This window comes from Novosphingobium sp., assembly GCF_030699305.1.
Lineage (GTDB): Bacteria > Pseudomonadota > Alphaproteobacteria > Sphingomonadales > Sphingomonadaceae > Novosphingobium.
In genome coordinates this window covers 114,115-132,900 of record NZ_JAUYNB010000034.1, presented here as the reverse complement: position 1 = coordinate 132,900, position 18,786 = coordinate 114,115, and the positions used below count along the sequence as shown (strand labels likewise).

Annotated in this window: 15 protein-coding genes; 7 read left to right on the top strand and 8 right to left on the bottom strand. The window is 64.5% G+C overall.

Features of this window, described 5'->3' with window-relative positions; all coding sequences use genetic code 11:
* Positions 1–110: 110 nt before the first annotated feature.
* The 3 genes from Q8Q53_RS13925 to Q8Q53_RS13915 all read right to left on the bottom strand — a co-directional run bounded on the left by Q8Q53_RS13925 (position 111) and on the right by Q8Q53_RS13915 (position 1,938).
* The gene (locus tag Q8Q53_RS13925; RefSeq protein WP_305702388.1) at positions 111–1,139 is read right to left on the bottom strand and encodes an aspartate-semialdehyde dehydrogenase; all 1,029 of its coding nucleotides are present in this window, start codon (positions 1,137–1,139) and stop codon (positions 111–113) included.
* Between the two features lie 246 nt (positions 1,140–1,385).
* Positions 1,386–1,736: a carboxymuconolactone decarboxylase family protein gene (locus tag Q8Q53_RS13920; protein WP_305702384.1), complete on the bottom strand. Its 351-nt coding sequence runs from the start codon at positions 1,734–1,736 to the stop codon at positions 1,386–1,388.
* Between the two features lie 4 nt (positions 1,737–1,740).
* Entirely contained in the window at positions 1,741–1,938 is a 198-nt protein-coding gene (locus Q8Q53_RS13915) for a hypothetical protein (RefSeq protein WP_305702383.1), read from the bottom strand.
* Positions 1,939–2,059: 121 nt separating this feature from the next.
* On the opposite strand from Q8Q53_RS13915, the gene trxC reads away from it, so the two are divergent.
* Positions 2,060–2,503 carry a thioredoxin TrxC gene (trxC, locus tag Q8Q53_RS13910; protein ID WP_305702382.1) on the top strand — a complete coding sequence of 148 codons (444 nt, stop codon included), beginning with the start codon at positions 2,060–2,062 and terminating at the stop codon, positions 2,501–2,503.
* Here the strand turns inward: trxC and gltX are convergent.
* Positions 2,496–3,830 carry a glutamate--tRNA ligase gene (gltX, locus tag Q8Q53_RS13905; RefSeq protein WP_305702381.1) on the bottom strand — a complete coding sequence of 445 codons (1,335 nt, stop codon included), beginning with the start codon at positions 3,828–3,830 and terminating at the stop codon, positions 2,496–2,498. The genes trxC and gltX overlap by 8 nt on opposite strands.
* A gap of 78 nt (positions 3,831–3,908) precedes the next feature.
* Between gltX and Q8Q53_RS13900 the strand changes: the two genes are divergently transcribed.
* The 3 genes from Q8Q53_RS13900 to Q8Q53_RS13890 all read left to right on the top strand — a co-directional run bounded on the left by Q8Q53_RS13900 (position 3,909) and on the right by Q8Q53_RS13890 (position 6,824).
* Complete coding sequence (locus Q8Q53_RS13900) at positions 3,909–5,042, top strand: serine hydrolase (protein WP_305702380.1); 1,134 nt, start codon at positions 3,909–3,911, stop codon at positions 5,040–5,042.
* A gap of 75 nt (positions 5,043–5,117) precedes the next feature.
* Positions 5,118–6,290 (top strand): serine hydrolase, encoded by a 1,173-nt coding sequence (locus Q8Q53_RS13895; RefSeq protein WP_305702379.1) that lies wholly within the window; start codon positions 5,118–5,120, stop codon positions 6,288–6,290.
* 15 nt (positions 6,291–6,305) lie between these two features.
* Positions 6,306–6,824 (top strand): hypothetical protein, encoded by a 519-nt coding sequence (locus Q8Q53_RS13890; protein ID WP_305702378.1) that lies wholly within the window; start codon positions 6,306–6,308, stop codon positions 6,822–6,824.
* A gap of 83 nt (positions 6,825–6,907) precedes the next feature.
* On the opposite strand, the gene rpoC is transcribed toward Q8Q53_RS13890, so the two are convergent.
* The gene (gene rpoC / locus Q8Q53_RS13885) at positions 6,908–11,197 is read right to left on the bottom strand and encodes a DNA-directed RNA polymerase subunit beta' (RefSeq protein WP_305702377.1); all 4,290 of its coding nucleotides are present in this window, start codon (positions 11,195–11,197) and stop codon (positions 6,908–6,910) included.
* A 72-nt stretch (positions 11,198–11,269) separates the two neighbouring features.
* The gene (gene rpoB / locus Q8Q53_RS13880; RefSeq protein WP_305702376.1) at positions 11,270–15,439 is read right to left on the bottom strand and encodes a DNA-directed RNA polymerase subunit beta; all 4,170 of its coding nucleotides are present in this window, start codon (positions 15,437–15,439) and stop codon (positions 11,270–11,272) included.
* A gap of 389 nt (positions 15,440–15,828) precedes the next feature.
* Between rpoB and Q8Q53_RS13875 the strand changes: the two genes are divergently transcribed.
* The 3 genes from Q8Q53_RS13875 to Q8Q53_RS13865 are packed head-to-tail and all read left to right on the top strand — an operon-like array spanning position 15,829 to position 16,747.
* Complete coding sequence (locus Q8Q53_RS13875; RefSeq protein WP_305702375.1) at positions 15,829–15,984, top strand: hypothetical protein; 156 nt, start codon at positions 15,829–15,831, stop codon at positions 15,982–15,984.
* 26 nt (positions 15,985–16,010) lie between these two features.
* Positions 16,011–16,541 carry a DUF2975 domain-containing protein gene (locus Q8Q53_RS13870; protein WP_305702374.1) on the top strand — a complete coding sequence of 177 codons (531 nt, stop codon included), beginning with the start codon at positions 16,011–16,013 and terminating at the stop codon, positions 16,539–16,541.
* Positions 16,541–16,747, top strand: coding sequence for a helix-turn-helix transcriptional regulator (locus Q8Q53_RS13865; RefSeq protein WP_305702373.1), 207 nt, complete (start codon positions 16,541–16,543; stop codon positions 16,745–16,747). The genes Q8Q53_RS13870 and Q8Q53_RS13865 overlap by 1 nt, the downstream gene beginning before the upstream one ends.
* A gap of 67 nt (positions 16,748–16,814) precedes the next feature.
* On the opposite strand, the gene Q8Q53_RS13860 is transcribed toward Q8Q53_RS13865, so the two are convergent.
* Both Q8Q53_RS13860 and Q8Q53_RS13855 read right to left on the bottom strand, forming a co-directional pair.
* Positions 16,815–17,459: an isoprenylcysteine carboxylmethyltransferase family protein gene (locus tag Q8Q53_RS13860; RefSeq protein ID WP_305702372.1), complete on the bottom strand. Its 645-nt coding sequence runs from the start codon at positions 17,457–17,459 to the stop codon at positions 16,815–16,817.
* A 151-nt stretch (positions 17,460–17,610) separates the two neighbouring features.
* The gene (locus Q8Q53_RS13855; RefSeq protein WP_305702371.1) at positions 17,611–18,606 is read right to left on the bottom strand and encodes a serine hydrolase; all 996 of its coding nucleotides are present in this window, start codon (positions 18,604–18,606) and stop codon (positions 17,611–17,613) included.
* Positions 18,607–18,786 lie beyond the last annotated feature (180 nt).

Below are 18,786 nucleotides of genomic sequence, written 5' to 3'. Positions count from 1 at the left end.
CGAGCGAAGTCGAGACACGGTCGCGCCCACGTGTCTCGACTTCGCTCGACACGAACGGATAGGTGGGGATTGGCCGGGGGTGGCGGATCGCTCCGCCACCCCGCGCTGGATCAACCCAGCAGCACTTCGGCAATCTGCACCGCGTTCAGCGCGGCACCTTTACGCAAGTTGTCGCCCACCACGAACAGTGCCAGCCCGCTTTCGGCGGTCGGATCGCGGCGCACGCGGCCCACGAACACCGGGTCCTGCCCGGTCGCTTCCAGCGGATTGGGCACTTCGCACACCACCACGCCGGGCGCGGCGCCCAGCAGTTCCAGCGCGCGCTGCGGGCTGAGCGGGCGTTCGAACTCTGCATTGATCGACAGCGAATGCCCGGTGAACACCGGCACGCGCACGCACGTGCCCGACACCGGCAGGCCCGGAATGTTCAGGATCTTGCGGCTTTCGTCGCGCAGCTTCAGTTCTTCCTCGGTGTAGCCGTCTTCTTCCAGCACATAGTTCAGCGGCACGACGTTATAGGCCATCGGCACCGCCCACTTTTCAGCTGCCGGGAGCACGCCGTCGTGGCCGCCCTGCGCCAGCTCCGCCGCGCGGTCGCCCACGTGGGCGGACTGGCGGGCCAGGATCTCGATCCCGGCGACCCCTGCGCCCGATACCGCCTGATAGGTCGAGACGACCAGCTTCTTCAGCCCGGCTTCAACGTGCAGCGGCTTCAGCACCGGCATTGCGGCCATCGTGGTGCAGTTGGGGTTGGCGACGATCCCCTTGGGCAGGTGGTCCAGCGCTTCGGGGTTCACTTCGGCGACCACCAGCGGCACGTCTGGATCGCTGCGCCAGGCCGAGCTGTTGTCGATCACGATGGCCCCTGCCGCCGCCGCCTTGGGCGCCAGTTCGCGCGAGGTGGAGCCGCCGGCCGAGAACAGCACGATATCGAGGCCTGCGAAGTCCGCCGTCTCGGCATTTTCCACCACCACGCCGCCCAGTTCCTTGCCCGCCGACCGGACCGAGGCGAACAGCCGCAGCTGCGCGATCGGGAAATTCCGCTCAGTCAGGATTTCACGGATCATCGAGCCGACCAGACCGGTCGCGCCGACAATCCCGACATTAAGCTGCTGCCCGGGGGCGAAACGTTGCACCATCATTGCTACTCCATGTTGTTGCGGAGCCGCGCGAGGTGTTTCTATCCCGTCTGGAAGAAGCCCCGCGAACTCGCGCGGGGCTGGTTGTCCGGGTGCCTCAGGCCAAGCGCACCACAACAACCATCCCGCACAAGGCGGCCGGTTTGGTGGTAATAATCTTGGTTGCAGCTGCGAACATGACGCGGGCCACTAACGGCGGTCTGGCGCAATGTAAACCGCCTTGACGCACGGGCGCGCGAAATTTCTTTACGATGCGGCCGCTGCAAACTGATCGTAAGCTTCAACTGCCTGCGCTGCATACATCAGGCTGGGACCGGCCCCCATGTAGAGCGCCATACCCATCGTCTCCATCACTTCCTCGCGCGTCGCACCGTGCTTGAACGCGGCCTTCGCGTGAAACGCCACACAGCCATCGCAGCGGATCGCCACCGAAATCGCCAGTGCGATCAGTTCCTTGGTCTTGGTATCCAGCGCCCCGCCTGCGGTTGCGGCCTGCGCCATCGCGGAAAATGCCTTGGTCACTTCCGGAGCGCCGAGCCGCACTTCCTTGATCGCGGCGGTCAGTTCGTCCGCCATCGCGGGCCAGTTCTTGTGCATCGGGTCAGCCTTTCGGAGCAGTCAGCGCTTCAATCCTGCGCGCGATCAGCCACGACACCGGCAAGGCCGCGACGAACCCGATGGCTGCCGCAATCGCGATCGGCTGCCAGCCCGGCAGGTTCGCTGCCAGCACCGCCGTCACCCCGGCGCCCATCAGCGTGGTCGCGACCATCGCATGCAGCACCCACATCAAACGGTTCATCGCCTTGTTCCTTGTGTTTGGATAATATCAGGCTTTTCTAATTAAATGTGCGGGACGTCCTTGATCCGAGTCAACGCAGGGCCCACGTGTTGGTTCCCGCACCATCAATCAGGAACGGCCCATGCCAGCGTCCAATGATCCCGCCCTTGTCGTCTGCCCCGCCTGCGGCGCGCCCAACCGCGTGCCCGTCACCCGGCTGACCGCCGCACCGACCTGCGGCAAGTGCAAGGCTGCGCTGTTCACCGCGCAGCCGCTGGCCGTGAACGCGGCGATGTTTGATCGCCAGATCGGCAAGGGCACGCTGCCGGTGCTGGTCGATTTCTGGGCCGAATGGTGCGGCCCGTGCCGCGCGATGGCCCCGGCCTTCGCAGCGGCCGCACGCGAGCTGGAACCCCACGCCCGGCTGCTGAAAGTGGACACCGAAGCGGTGCCGGAGATTGCCCAGCGCTACCAGATCCGCTCGATCCCCACGCTGATCCTGTTTTCCGGCGGGCAGGAAGCGGCGCGGCAATCGGGCGCCATGTCCGCGCAGGCGATCGTCAACTGGGTGCGCAGCGTCAGCTAGCGCTGCGCAGCCGCTCCAACGCCGCGTCCCGCCCGATCAGCGGCAGCAGCGCGGCCATATCCGGCCCGTGTTCCCTGGCCGTCAGCGCCAGTCGCAGCGGCAGGAACAGCGCCTTGCCCTTGCGGGCCGTGGCGTCCTTGAGCGCAGCGGTCAGGCCGCGCCAGATTTCACCGCCCCATTCCAGCGCCGCCAGCGTTTCCGCCGCAGTGGCCAGAAACGCGCGGTCCTCCGCGTCCAGTGCAGGCGGCGTGATCGGGCCAGTGACCACCTGCCACCATTCAGCCGCTTCACCGATATGGTCCAGGTTCGGGCGGATCGCGTCCCACGCGGCCTCGCCCATCCCGGCGGGAAGCAAGTGCGTCACCCGTGCGAACGGCAGGCGGTGGACCACCCCGGCGTTGACGCGGTGCAGTTCGGCCTCGTCAAACCGGGCGGGCGCGCGGCCGAAGTGGGCCAGATTGAAACTCGCCGCCAGCGCTTCGGCATCAAGCGCCGGATCGACCGGATCGGACGTCCCCAACCGCGCCAGCAGCGCGATCAGCGCTTCCGGTTCGATCCCGGTTTCGCGCAATTGCGCCACGCCCAGCGACCCGAGCCGCTTGGACAGCTTGCCCTCGCTCCCCGTCAGCAGCGCCTCATGCGCAAAGCGCGGCGGCGGCGCGCCCAGTGCGGTGAACATCTGCACTTGCGCGGCGGTGTTCGACACGTGGTCCTCGCCGCGCAGCACGTCGGTCACGCCCATGTCGACATCGTCGATGGCGGACGGCAGCATATAGAGCCACGATCCGTCAGCGCGGCGCACCACCGGATCGGACATCGACCGGGCGTCGAATGACTGGGGGCCGCGAATGCCGTCGTCCCATGCAATCGGCTCGGCATGGTCCAGCAGGAAGCGCCAGTGCGGCGCCTCGCCCGCTGCGGCCTTGGCCGCATGCTCGTCCTCGGTCAGCTTCAGCGCCGCGCGGTCATAGATCGGCGGCAAGCCGCGCCCCAGCAGCACCTTGCGCTTCAGGTCCAGTTCCTGGGCGGTTTCATAACAGCGATAGACCCGCCCCGCCGCGACCAGCCGCTGGAACTGCGCCTCATAGATCGCGAACCGGGCGGACTGGCGCTCTTCCCCGTCCGGCACCAGCCCCAGCCACGCCAGATCGGCGCGGATGCCGTCCACGTATTCCTCGCGGCTGCGCTCTGCATCGGTGTCGTCGATCCGCAGCATGAACCGCCCGCCCGCCTGTTTGGCCAGCAGCCAGTTGTGCAGCGCGGTGCGGATGTTGCCGACATGCAGGTGCCCGGTGGGCGAGGGCGCGAAACGGGTGATGACAGTCATGGCGCATCCCCTACGCGCCCGCGCCGCGCGCATCAATCCCGCTTCCCCTTGGCCCAATCGCTCGCTAGCCTGCATCGCATGATCGATGACAGCCAGTTTGAAGCCGCCTTTGCCGCCGCGAATATTCCGGGGGCCGTGGGCATGATCGTGGACCGTGACGGGGTGCGCTATGCGCGGGCACTGGGGGTGGCCGATACGGCCAGCGGCGCGCCGATGGCCGTGGATACGCTGGCGCAGATCGCCTCGATGACCAAGGCGCTGGTTTCGGTCGGGGCGATGCAGCTGGTCGAACAGGGCAAGCTCAGCCTTGACGGCGATATCGGCGCGGTGCTGCCCGAACTCGCCAATCCGCAAGTGCTCGAAGGGTTCGGCGACGACGGCCAGCCACTGCTGCGCCCCGCCAAACGCCCGCTGACGCTGCGCCACCTGCTGACCCATACCTCCGGCTTCGGCTATTCGTTCATCCACCCCGAAGTGCTGCAAGTCTATGCCGCGCGCGGGATGCCGAGCGCGGGGACGCTCGACACGATCCGGATGCCGCTGATGTTCGATCCGGGTGAACGCTGGGAATACGGCGTCTCGACCGACTGGGTTGGTCAGGCGATCGAGGCTGTGACCGGTCAGCGGCTGAACGATTACCTGATCGCCAACGTGCTGGGGCCACTGGGAATGCACGCCACTGCGTTCCGCCCTGCGCTGCCCGCCGATGCGGCCAAAGTTCACGTGCGCACGCCGGACGGCGCGCTTAGCCCGATCCCGCTCTATCTTGGCGGGGGTGAGTTCGATGGCGGCGGTGGCGGCGGCACGTCGACCGCGCCGGATTATGCCCGGTTCGTGCGGATGCTGCTGAACGGCGGGGAACTGGATGGCCAGCGCGTGCTGCGCGCCGAAACGGTAGCCGACATGGGCCGCGATCATGTCGCGCCGCTGCGCGCGGGCTACATGGGATCCGCCATGCCCGAGCTGTCCGCGCCGTATGATACCTTCCCCGATCAGCACACCGGCTGGGGCCTGGGCTTTCTGATCAATCCGGAGCCCGGCCCCAACGGCCGCAGCCCCGGCAGCATGGCCTGGGCGGGGATCTTCAATTGCTATTACTGGGTCGACCCGGTGAAGGGCGTGGGCGGCGTGTTCGTCAGCCAGTTGTCCCCGTTTGGCGATCCCGGCGCGCTCGATTGCTTTGGCGCGCTGGAGCGGATGGCCTACGCCTGACGCCGGGCTTACCTGCAAGAAACTACAGGCTACGGTTGCGGCACTGCCTTAAGCGGCCTAGGCTGATGGCACGTTATGACCACCCGCCTGCACCGTGATCGGCCCGTGCCACTCAGCGCCGCGTTAAGCGGCCGCACGCGTGGCCATCGGTGGACCCGGCTGGGCCTGCTGGCCGGACTGGGGCTGGGCGCGCTGGGCCTGTCGGCCCTGTTCAACCAGTCGGACAGCAAGCTGGGACAAACCCTCGCCGCATCAGGCGTGATCCCGGCCCGCGCCGCCGTGCCGGAATTCCAGGCCGATTGCCGCGCCGCGCCCGCCCCGCTGCAACGCCAGATCGATGCCATCGCGCGCAGCTTTGACGGCAAGGTCGGGATCGCAGTGGTCAAGGCCGGATGCAACTGGGAAGTCGGCGCGCGGGCGCATGAGCTGTTCCCCCAGCAGAGCGTATCCAAGCTGTGGGTGTCGCTGGCCGTGCTCGACGCAGTCGAACGCGGGCAGCTTGACCTCAATCGCAACGTGCTGATCCAGCCGTCCGACCTGACCCTGTTTAATCAGCCGCTGCGCGGGGAAGTGCTGGAAAACGGCAGCGCGATGCGCACCGTCCACGGGCTGATGTCATCCGCGCTCGCCCATTCAGACAACACCGCGAACGACCGCCTGCTGTGGACCGTGGGTGGGCCGCAAGTGGTGCGCAAGGTGCTGCGCGACAAGGGCATCGCCGAAATCCGCTTTGGCCCCGGGGAGCGCTTGCTGCAAAGTGAGGTCGCCGGGCTGACCTGGTCGCAGGACATGGCGCTGGGCCGCAATTTCGAACAGGCCCGCGCGCGCCTGCCAAAAGACCTGCGGAAAGCCGCGCTGGACCGCTATGTCGCCAATCCGCTCGACGGCGCCAGCCCCGCCGCGATTGCCAGAACGATGGCCCGGCTGGCCAGCGGGCAACTGCTTTCGGCCGATGCAACCACGGTGATGGTCGATATTCTGGCCCGCACCAAAAGCGGCCCGATGCGGCTGAAGGCTGGCGTTCCAGCTGGCTGGAAGGTCTATCACAAGACCGGCACCGGGCAGGATCTGCGCCCGGTCACCACCGGCTACAACGACGTCGGGTTTCTGCAGGCACCGGACGGTTCGTTTTACGGCGTGGCCGTGATGATCGCGGAAACGACCCAGGGCTACAAGCCGCGCATGGAAATGATGCAATCGGTTTCGCGCGCTGTCGCGGCATTCCACGATGTGCCCCACGCCGACTGACAGGAGTGCCACTGGATGACCACGATGATGCAAAGCCGCGCCGCGCAGCAGCTGCCTGAGCTGCTGGGAGAGCCGGATTTCAAATTCGGCCAGATGCTTGAGCCCATCCTCGTTTCGGCCCGCAGCCTGTCGGGCAGCGCCCCGATTTTCTGGAGCAGCGCACTGCGCGACGTTGCCTTGCTGGAGATTCCGGTGGCGCTTGATGGTCCGGGCCAGATCGTGTTTCGCGATACCGGCGGGGCGCTCATCCTGGATCTGTCGGGCGTGCAGGGCTACGCGTTCTACGTCGAGGTGCGCGCCGCCATCGGCGATCCTGCGGCGCGGCTGCACTGGGATGCGACCATGGCCGCAGACCCGGTGTTCGGCCTGGCCACGCCCGTGCCGGGAACCGACCTGCATTTCTTTGCCACGCCTTTTTCCGAACGTCCGGACGTGTCGCACATCCAGATCAGCAAGGATGCAGGTTCACCGCAGGAATCCGATCCGCGCTGGAGCCTGCTGGAGGTTGAATTGCTGGGGTTCATGCGCGGATAGCGCCTGCGCGCAATCGACAACGAAAAGCCCCGCCGGATCGCTCCGGCGGGGCTTTTGTTTGCGCCTGCTGGCGGCGATGAAGCTTACGCTTCGTCGCCGTCGGCGGCTTCGGGGTTCAGGTAATCGCCCGCATCGGCGTCAAGGCCGTGGGTTTCCCCTTCGACCAGGGCCAGCGGATCGTCACCGATCGCCGCTTCCGGACCCTGCGCCAGTTCGGCCGCATGTTCCTCGGCCGCGCTGTTCGGCGCGATGAGGCTTTCCTGCAGCTTGCGATACGATGCCCGCAGCGCTGCGTCGCGGCTGGAAGCGGCCACGCGCAGACGGTTCATGCCCGCGCCGGTCCCGGCGGGGATGAGACGGCCAACAATGACGTTTTCCTTCAGACCGATCAGCGAGTCCTTCTTTCCTTCAACCGCCGCCTGCGTCAGCACGCGGGTGGTTTCCTGGAACGAAGCGGCCGAGATGAACGAACGGGTCTGCAGCGAAGCCTTGGTGATGCCGAGCAGCACCGGCTTGCCTTCGGCAAGCACCTGGCCCGACGTCAGCTTCGCGTTGATTTCGTTCATTTCTTCATAGTCGACCTGCTCGCCCGGCAGCAGCGTGGTGTCGCCGCCGTTGGTGATTTCAACCTTCTGCAGCATCTGGCGAACGATCACCTCGATGTGCTTGTCGTTGATCTTCACGCCCTGCAAGCGATACACTTCCTGGATTTCCGCCACGAGGTATTCGGCCAGCGCTTCCACGCCCATGACTTCAAGGATGTCATGCGGATCGGGCGAACCGGAAATCAGGTTGTCGCCCTTCTTGACCCAGTCGCCCTCCTGCACGTCGATGACGCGGCTCTTGGGGATCAGGTACTCGATCGGATCGCCCTCTTCCGGGATAATCGCGATCTTGCGCTTGGCCTTGTAGTCACGCACGAATTCGATCCGGCCCGATGCCTTGGCGATGATCGAATTGTCCTTCGGCTTGCGGGCTTCGAACAGTTCGGCAACGCGCGGCAGACCGCCGGTGATGTCGCGGGTCTTGGCAGCTTCGCGGCTGGCACGGGCAAGAATTTCGCCCGCTTCGACCGCCTGGCCATCTTCGACCGAAAGCGTGGTGCCCGGCGCCAGCATATAGCGCGCGGCTTCGCCCGAGGCATCGTCAAGCAGGGTCATGCGCGGACGCAGGTCTTCCTTCTTGGCGCGGCCGGCCGAACGATCCTCGGTCACGACGCGGCTGGTCATGCCGGTCGCTTCGTCGGTCACTTCGGTCAGCGTCTTGCCGTCGATCAGATCCTGATACTTCACGATCCCCGGCTTTTCGGTGATCACCGGCAGGGTGAACGGATCCCATTCCGCCAGACGATCGCCTTCGGCGATGATCGCGCCATCGATGTGCAGCAGATGGGTCCCGTAAGGCACGCGGTGGATTGCGCGTTCACGCCCTTCGGTATCCATCACCACCACTTCGCCGTTGCGGGCAAGGCTGAGGCGGCGGCCGCGCTTGTCGACGATGGTCGGGATGTCACGGTAGACCACCGTGCCATCGCACATCGATTCCAGATGCGACTGCTCGTTGACCTGCGCGGCACCACCGATGTGGAACGTGCGCATGGTCAGCTGGGTGCCCGGCTCACCGATCGACTGGGCGGCGATCACGCCAACCGCTTCACCGATGTTGACCGGGGTGCCGCGTGCCAGATCACGGCCATAGCACGTGCCGCACACGCCCTGCTGCGCTTCGCAGATCAGCGGTGAACGGATCCGCGCCGCCTGGATCCCGGTAGCCTCGATCGCGGCCACGGCGGGTTCGTCGAGCAGCGTGCCCTTGGCGGCAATGATGTTGCCATCCTTGTCGGCAATGTCCTCGGCCAGGGTGCGGCCCAGGATGCGTTCGCCCAGCGACGCGATGGTCGAGCCGCCCTGCACGATCGCGCGCATTTCCAGCGCCCGTTCGGTGCCGCAATCGTCGATCACGACCACGCAGTCCTGCGACACGTCGACCAGACGGCGGGTCAGGTAGCCCGAGTTGGCGGTCTTCAGCGCGGTATCCGCGAGGCCCTTGCGGGCGCCGTGGGTCGAGTTGAAGTATTCAAGAACGGTCAGACCTTCCTTGAAGTTCGAGATGATCGGGGTCTCGATGATTTCGCCCGAAGGCTTGGCCATCAGCCCGCGCATCCCGGCCAGCTGCTTCATCTGGGTCGGCGAGCCACGCGCACCGGAGTGGCTCATCATGTAGATCGAGTTGATCGGCTTCTGCCGGCCATGCTCATCCAGCGGCATCGCGCGGATTTCGTCCATCATGGCGTTCGCCACCTGATCGCCGCAACGGCTCCAGGCGTCGATCACCTTGTTGTACTTTTCCTGCTGGGTGATCAGTCCGTCCTGGTACTGCTGTTCATAGTCAGCCACCAGCGCCTTGGTTTCGTCGACCAGCGCATCCTTGCTGTCGGGGATGATCATGTCGTCCTTGCCGAACGAGATCCCCGCCTTGAACGCGTGGCGGAAGCCCAGCGCCATGATCGCATCGGCGAACAGCACCGTGTCCTTCTGACCGGTGTGGCGATAGACCTGATCGATCACGTCGCCGATTTCCTTCTTGGTCAGAAGGCGGTTGACGACGTCGAACGGCACCGTGTGGCTCTTGGGCAGGCATTCGCCGATCAGCATGCGGCCCGGCGTGGTTTCGAACCGCTTCTGATAGGTGTTGCCGGCCTCATCCGTCTGCGGCACGCGGGCGATGATCTTGGAGTGCAGCGTAACCGCCCCCACTTCCAGCGCCTGATGCACTTCGGCCATGTCCGAGAACGCCATGCCGACGCCCGGTTCACCTTCGCGGTCCATCGACAGGTAATACAGACCCAGCACCATGTCCTGCGACGGCACGATGATCGGCTTGCCGTTGGCGGGCGAGAGGATGTTGTTGGTCGACATCATCAGCACGCGCGCTTCGAGCTGGGCTTCCAGCGAAAGCGGCACGTGGACGGCCATCTGGTCACCGTCGAAGTCGGCGTTGAAGGCCGAGCAGACGAGCGGGTGCAGCTGGATTGCCTTGCCTTCGATCAGCACCGGTTCGAACGCCTGGATGCCCAGACGGTGGAGCGTCGGCGCGCGGTTCAGCATGACCGGGTGTTCGCGGATCACTTCGTCCAGGATATCCCAGACTTCCTTGCGTTCCTTTTCGACCCACTTCTTGGCCTGCTTCAGGGTCATCGACAGACCCTTGGCATCGAGCCGCGCGTAGATGAACGGCTTGAACAGTTCGAGCGCCATCTTCTTGGGCAGACCGCACTGGTGCAGCTTCAGTTCCGGACCGGTCACGATCACCGAACGGCCCGAATAGTCGACGCGCTTGCCGAGCAGGTTCTGGCGGAAGCGGCCCTGCTTGCCCTTCAGCATGTCGGACAGCGACTTCAGCGGACGCTTGTTGGCGCCGGTGATGACGCGGCCGCGGCGGCCGTTGTCGAACAATGCGTCAACGGCTTCCTGCAGCATGCGCTTTTCGTTGCGGACGATGATGTCCGGCGCGCGCAGCTCGATCAGCCGCTTCAGGCGGTTGTTGCGGTTGATGACGCGGCGATAGAGATCGTTGAGATCCGAGGTCGCGAAGCGGCCACCGTCGAGCGGCACCAGCGGGCGCAATTCGGGCGGGATGACCGGCACGACGTCCAGGATCATCCATTCCGGACGGTTGCCCGAATCGATGAACGATTCGACCACCTTCAGGCGCTTGATGATCTTCTTCGGCTTCAGTTCCGACTTGGTTTCGGACAGTTCCTTGAGAAGGTCTTCCTTCTCCTGAACCATGTCGAGGCTCATCAGCATGTGCTTGACGGCTTCGGCCCCGATCCCGGCCGAGAAGGCGTCTTCGCCATACTCGTCCTGATACTGATACAGCTCGTCTTCGGTCAGCAGCTGGTACTTTTCAAGCGGGGTCAGGCCCGGCTCGATCACCACGTAGCTTTCGAAGTAGAGGATGCGTTCCAGCTGCTTGAGCTGCATGTCGAGCAGCAGGCCGATGCGGCTGGGAAGCGACTTCAGGAACCAGATGTGCGCAACCGGCGCGGCCAGTTCGATGTGGCCCATGCGTTCGCGGCGGACCTTGGTCACGGTCACTTCGACGCCGCACTTTTCGCAGACGACGCCCTTGTACTTCATCCGCTTGTACTTGCCGCACAGGCACTCATAGTCCTTCACCGGACCGAAGATGCGGGCGCAGAACAGACCGTCGCGTTCCGGCTTGAACGTGCGGTAGTTGATGGTTTCCGGCTTCTTGATTTCGCCGAACGACCAGCTGCGGATGCGCTCAGGCGAGGCCAGGCCGATCTGGATCTGGTCGAAGGTTTCCGGCTTCGCCATCTGGTTGGTGAACTTGGTAAGATCGTTCATGGTTCAGTCCCTTGAAGGGTGAATATTCTGGGCGGGGTAGCGGCGGGCGGCCCTGATGGCCGCCCGACCGGCTTACTCCGCGGCCTCGGCGTAATCGTCATCGTCGCTGGTATCGATCGACGACAGTTCCACGTTGAGGCCAAGGCTGCGCATTTCCTTGACGAGCACGTTGAAGCTTTCGGGAATGCCGGCCTCGAAGGTGTCGTCGCCCTTGACGATCGCTTCGTAGACCTTGGTGCGGCCGACCACGTCGTCCGACTTCACCGTCAGCATTTCCTGCAGCGTGTAGGCCGCGCCGTAAGCCTGGAGCGCCCAGACTTCCATTTCCCCGAAGCGCTGACCGCCGAACTGGGCCTTGCCGCCCAGCGGCTGCTGGGTAACGAGGGAGTACGGCCCGATCGAACGCGCGTGGATCTTGTCGTCGACCAGGTGGTGCAGCTTGAGCACGTACTTGTAGCCCACGGTGACCTTGCGGTCGAAGGCTTCACCCGTGCGGCCGTCGAACAGGGTGACCTGCCCGCTTTCGTCCAGCCCGGCCTTGCGCAGCATGGCGGTCACGTCTGCTTCGACCGCGCCGTCGAACACCGGCGAACCCATCGGCACACCCATGCGGACGTGCTCGGCCAGTTCGACCACCTGTTCCGGGCTGCGCGCTGCGATATCGGCGGCGTAGTTTTCGCCATAGATATCCATCAGCACTTCGCGCAGCGCTTCGGGCGGAGCGCCCGCTTCGGGGTTCGGGTTGGCTTCGCGCCAGGCATCCAGCGCATCGCCGATCTTCTTGCCCAGGCCGCGCGCGGCCCAGCCCAGATGGGTTTCGAAGATCTGCCCGACGTTCATGCGCGAAGGCACGCCCAGCGGGTTCAGCACGAAATCGACCGGCGTGCCGTCTTCCAGGAACGGCATGTCTTCCTGCGGCAGGATGCGGCTGATGATGCCCTTGTTGCCGTGACGGCCGGCCATCTTGTCGCCCGGTTGCAGCTTGCGCTTCACCGCCACGAACACCTTGACCATCTTCAGCACGCCCGGAGCCAGCTCGTCACCGCGTTCCAGCTTTTCCTTGCGGTCTTCGAACTTGTCCTGGATCGCCTTCACGGTGGCGTCATACTGCGCCTTGACCGCTTCAAGCTGCCCCTGGACCTTGTCGTCAGCAACCGCGAACTTCCACCATTCGTGCTTCTCGACTTCGGACAGGTTCTCTTCCGAGATCGTGTCGCCCTTCTTGAAGCCCTTCGGCGCGGCTGCGGCGACCTGGCCGATCAGCATATCGCGCAGGCGGTTGTAGGTTGCACGGTTGAGGATGCCGCGTTCGTCTTCACGGTCCTTGGCGAGGCGTTCGATTTCCTCGTTCTGGATCGCACGGGTACGGTCATCGATTTCGATCCCGTGACGGTTGAACACGCGCACATCGACGATCGTTCCGGCCACGCCCGGCGGCAGACGCAGCGAGGTGTCGCGCACGTCGCTGGCCTTTTCGCCGAAGATCGCGCGCAGCAGCTTTTCTTCCGGGGTCATCGGCGATTCACCCTTGGGGGTGATCTTGCCGACCAGAATATCGCCCGGATGCACTTCAGCCCCGACATAGACGATGCCCGCTTCGTCGAGGTTGCGCAGCGCTTCCTCGCCCACGTTCGGGATGTCGCGGGTGATGTCTTCCGGCCCGAGCTTGGTATCGCGGGCCATGACTTCGAATTCTTCGATGTGGATCGAGGTGAACACGTCATCCTTGACGATGCGTTCGCTGATCAGGATCGAATCTTCGTAGTTGTAGCCGTTCCACGGCATGAACGCGACGAGCACGTTGCGGCCCAGTGCCAGTTCGCCCAGTTCGGTCGACGGACCATCGGCGATGATGGTGCCGGCTTCGATCAGGTCACCCACCTTCACCAGCGGACGCTGGTTGATGCAGGTGCTCTGGTTCGAGCGCTGGAACTTTTGCAGGGTGTAGATATCCACGCCCGACTGACCGGCTTCGATATCCCCGCTGGCACGGATCACGATCCGGGTCGCGTCGACCTGATCGACGATCCCGCTGCGCAGGGCGGCGATTGCCGCGCCTGAATCGCGCGCCACGGTTTCTTCCATCCCGGTGCCGACAAACGGCGCTTCGGCGCGCACCAGCGGCACGGCCTGACGTTGCATGTTCGAGCCCATCAGCGCGCGGTTGGCGTCATCGTTTTCCAGGAACGGAATGAGCGAGGCGGCGACCGAGACGAGCTGCTTGGGGCTGACGTCCATCAGCGTGACGGTCGCGCGGGGCGCCATCACGAATTCACCGGATTCACGCGCCGAGATCAGTTCCTCGACGAAGCTGCCGTCAGCGTTCAGTTCGGCCGAAGCCTGCGCCACGGTATGCTTCGATTCTTCCATCGCCGAAAGGTAGACGACGTCGCCGGTTACCTTGCCGTCGATCACCTTGCGGTACGGGGTTTCGATGAACCCGTACTTGTTGACGCGGGCGAACGTCGAGAGCGAGTTGATCAGACCGATGTTCGGGCCTTCCGGCGTTTCAATCGGGCAGATCCGGCCATAGTGGGTCGGGTGAACGTCGCGGACTTCAAAGCCGGCGCGTTCACGTGTCAGACCGCCCGGCCCAAGCGCCGACACGCGGCGCTTGTGGGTCACTTCCGACAGCGGGTTGGTCTGATCCATGAACTGCGACAGCTGCGAGGAACCGAAGAATTCGCGCACTGCGGCCACGGCCGGCTTGGCGTTGATCAGGTCGTTCGGCATCACGGTCGACACGTCGACGCTGCTCATCCGTTCCTTGACCGCGCGTTCCATCCGCAGCAGGCCGACGCGGTACTGGTTTTCCAGCAGTTCGCCGACCGAACGGACCCGGCGGTTGCCAAGGTTGTCGATGTCATCGACTTCGCCCTTGCCGTCCTTCAGGTTCACCAGTTCCTTGACCACGGCCAGGATATCGTCGGTGCGCAGCGTGGTGACGGTGTCTTCGCATTGCAGCGCCAGACGCATGTTCAGCTTCACGCGTCCCACGGCCGACAGGTCATAGCGGTCCGGATCGAAGAACAGCCCGTCGAACAGCGCTTCGGCGGTTTCGCGCGTCGGCGGTTCGCCGGGGCGCATGACGCGGTAGATGTCGGCCAGCGCGTGATCGCGGTCCGGGGCCTTGTCGGCCTTCAGCGTGTTGCGGATCCACGGACCGGTGTTGATGTGATCGATGTCGAGCAGGTCGATCTGGTCGATCCCGGCCTGGTCGAGCGCATCGAGGTTTTCCGGCGTCACTTCGTCACCGCACTCGATGTAGATGCGGCCCGTCGATTCGTTGATCAGATCGCGCGCGGAATAGCGGCCGAAGATTTCCTCGGTCGGGATCAGCAGTTCGGTCAGGCCGTCCTTTTCCGCCTTGTTGGCGGCGCGCGGGCTGATCTTGGTGCCAGCGGCAAAGATCACTTCGCCTGAATTGGCGTCGACGATGTCGAACGTCGGCTTCTGCCCGCGCCACTGTTCGGGCACATACGGCAGGCACCAGCCGCCCGCGCCGCGCTTCCACGCCACGGTCTGGTAGAAGTGGTTGAGGATATCCTCATCGCCCAGCCCCAGCGCGTGCAGCAGCGCGGTCACCGGCAGCTTGCGCTTGCGGTCGATCCGGACGTTGACGATGTCCTTGGCGTCGAATTCAAAGTCCAGCCACGAGCCGCGATACGGGATCACGCGCGCAGCGAACAGATACTTGCCCGACGAGTGGGTCTTGCCCCGGTCATGGTCAAACAGGACGCCCGGCGAACGGTGCATCTGCGAAACGATCACGCGCTCGGTCCCGTTGACGAAGAACGTGCCGTTCTCGGTCATCAGGGGCATGTCGCCCATGTAGACGTCCTGCTCCTTGATATCGAGCACCGAACGGGTTTCGGTTTCGGCGTCCACTTCGAACACGATCAGGCGCAGCGTGACCTTCATCGGCGCGGCATAGGTGATCCCGCGCTGGCGGCATTCGGTCACGTCGTATTTCGGGTCTTCCAACTCGTAATGGACAAAGTCCAGTTCGCTGGTGCCGGCGAAATCGCGGACCGGGAAGACCGAACGCAGCGTCTTTTCCAGACCGGAGACATAGCCGGTTGCCGGGTCGGACCGCAGGAACTGTTCATACGATTCGCGCTGAACCTCGATGAGGTTCGGCATCTTCACCACTTCGTGGATGTCGCCGAAGATCTTGCGGATGCGCTTCTTGGAAGCCGCGCGGCCGCCCGCCTTGATCGGAGTGAGAGCAGTGCTCGCCATGAGGGGTATTGCCTCTTCGCTATGTGCCGGAAAACCGGCGAAAAAATCAGTGCCACGCGCAGTGATGGCGCCAACAAACACGAAAAGGCCGCACGGCAAATGGCACCCCGGTGGGGAGCCGCAGCCAGCAGCCTTCGCGTCAGTTGGAAACCCGGACTGCTCCCTTCCTGGCACGGCCCCTGCGCATGGGCCGCACTTGCTCGAAGCGCCGGATGAGCGCCGCCTATAGGTCAGTGCCCCCGGCCTGTCAAACCGCAGGCCGCCAGCCCCGCATTCCACCCGCTTACCGCGAAACAATCAGTGGAATATCGTTTTTCAATATTATTGATTGACGATAAGAGCGAATCGGATTATTGAATATCAATATCGACGACATTGGAGAACGATCAATGACCCATTCCCACAACCCCATCGCACTGCTGCTCGCCGCCGCTGCGGTTTTCGCCCTGTGGGTGCCGACACTGGCCCCCGGCACCCCGGCCCTGTCCCACCTGGCCCTGTCCCGCCCGGCCCCCGCCGCCGTGCTGGTTGCCCCGCTTGCCTGAACTGCTCACGAGAAGGAGTGAACGCCATGCCCAAATCCCCCCGCGACCCCCTGCTGACCACCGCCCGGATCCTGACCGGGATAGCCATGGGCCTTGCCATCTTCATCGGCGTACTGATGCTGGTGCTGCTGCCCGTGATGATTGTCGGGCAGGAAGAGATCCTGAAGGAACTCGGCTCCCAGACCGGTGAGGCATTGGACTGGAAAACCACCGCCGCAATCCAGTCGATCCTGATCCTGATCGCGATCATGGTCGGCCTCGCCTATCACTGGCTGCGCGATCTGCGCCGGGTGATCGACAGCGTCGGGCTGGGTGATCCGTTCGTCCCCGAAAACGCCGACCGTCTGGCGCATATGGGCTGGCTGACCGTGGGTATCGAGGTGCTGGCGATCCCCGTCGGCGGGATCGGCCAGTGGCTGGCCGCGACGATCAAGGACGCGACCTCGGACTTTGGCCTGTCGATCGGCGGCATTCTGCTGGCGCTGGTCCTGTTCATCCTGGCCCGCGTGTTCCGCGAAGGCGCGCGGATGCGCTCTGAACTGGAAGGAACCGTGTGATGCCGATTTCCGTCAAGCTCGACGAGCTGCTCTACCAGCGCCGCATGACGCTGACCGAACTGGCCGAGAAAGTGGATATCACCCTCGCCAACCTCTCCATCCTCAAGACCGGCAAAGCCAAGGCCATGCGCTTTTCGACGCTGGAGGCGATCTGCCGCGAACTCGATTGCCAGCCGGGCGATCTGCTGGGCTACGACGCGGACTGATCCGCCCGCACCAACACCCGCCGGGCGGTGCCTTCACAGCGAAGGTGCCGCCCGCCGCGCAACGAAGTCAGAATATCCCCGGAATCAACCGCCAGCGGACTTGTCCGGTATATTCAAGATAGGCCGGATCTTTGGACAACAGCCGCTCTTCCGCCAGCAATCGCAAGACCTGAGCCGTCCAGCCGATCCCATAGAGAACTGCATTGTGAACCGATGGCATCAGCACCATGATCCCGATGTGGACCAGCAAATAGCCCGCATACATCGGGTGCCGCACGAACCGATACGCACCGCTGCGTTTCACCCCGCGATTGGCCGGCGCAATCCCAAAACTGCGGCGCAACGAAAGCTTGGCCCAGATCTGGAAGCAATTACCCAAAGTGATCAGCGCAATGGCGGGGGGAACCAGTCCGGCAACCGGCGTGGCGGCGGGCCAGATCAGCAATGGGGCAGCCGTAGCGGTGACCGCCAGAAACCAGTCCCCCAACCGCACTGAAATCGCGTCGGTCGGGCGGCGGATCAACACGAACACCATGACGGTCGTTTCCGCGATCAGCACCAGCGGCGCAAACACATTGTCCGCCCGAACCGAACGCCACACCAGGAAAATCCACAAGGATACAATCAGGACCTGTTCGAACCGGTCAAGCCAGGCCGGCTTCAGCCACCCCTGCTTGCCGGTTTGCGCTGTCGCCGAAGTCGCTGATCGCATTGTATTACGCCCTCAAAAAACCACTGCCGGGTGATGGCACAGGATGGTTAACAATTGTTGGCGTGAATTGGCGGTGACGGCGGCGCAATGTCAGGCGATGCAAAAGACGCGTTCACTCGTGGGTGATACGGTCACCTTACAAACCGGGAAATCAGCGCGAAGCGGTGCGGCGGACGCTGGATGCTTCGGTCTGGTAGCCGTCATAGACGACGCGCGCGATCGTGGCGATCCGGGCATCGCGCTGCGGCTTGCCGCCCTGCCCGGTGGCATAAACCGCAATCGCGATGGCCCGGCCATCGGGAGTCTGGATGATCCCGACATCGCTGGAGGTGTTGAACAACGTGCCGGTCTTGTGCGCGATGTCCGCGCCTTCGGGCAGTTGCGCGCGCAGGCGGCCCTTGCCGGTCACCGTCCGGCCCATCGCGCCGAGCAGGACAGCGCGGCTTTGCGGGCTGAGCCACTGGCCCTGATACAAGCCGCCCAGCAGCTCAACCATCGCCATCGGCGTGGCGCTGTCGCGGTGGTCGATCGTGCTGGCCGGATTGTGTTCGCCATCGTCGCGCACCAGCGTGGCGATATCGCGGTCCATCCGCATCCCGGAAATCCCGGCCTTGTGCAGCCACCGGTTCACCGCCTGCGGCCCGCCCACCACGGCCAGCAGCGCATCGGTGGCGGGGTTGCTGCTGCGCGAGATTGCCAGCTCAATCAGCCCCTGAGCCGACATCATGGCACCGGGCCTGACCGGCGCTGCGGTCGTGGAAAACTTGGCCGAGGGCTGGGGGATCATCAGCGGGAACTGATCGGAAAGCTTCCAGCGCCCCTGTTCCACCCCGTCGAGGAATGTCGCGACCACGGCGATCTTGCTGGTGCTGGCCATCGGGAACGGCTGATCGCCCAGCACCGACACGGTTCGCCCGGTCGCCAGATCCAGCGCGGCAACGCCGATCCGGCCCTGCTGCGCCCCGGCGAGCGTGGCCAGTTGCCCTTCCAGCCAGCCGCCATGCACTTGCGGGGTGGCGGGCACGGGGACGAATTGCTGGACGGTGGAGGGAACCTGCCGCGGAGCGCGCGCTTCACTGCCCAGGACGCGGTCGAAATCAAACTCAAGTGCGTCGCTGCTGGCCTGCGCGGCAGCGGGCAAAACCATGGCCCCGGCAAATGCCAGCCTGGCCACAAAGTTCAAGAGGCGCCTTGTCGTCACGGTTTACGCATTAACCCTCAGATGCTTTCGATTTGTCTAACGCACCGAAACGCGCACTCAATCCGCCGCGCGACGAACTGCCCCGCTGCTGCGGGAAAGCGAGGAATCCCTCCCGTCATGGGCGTG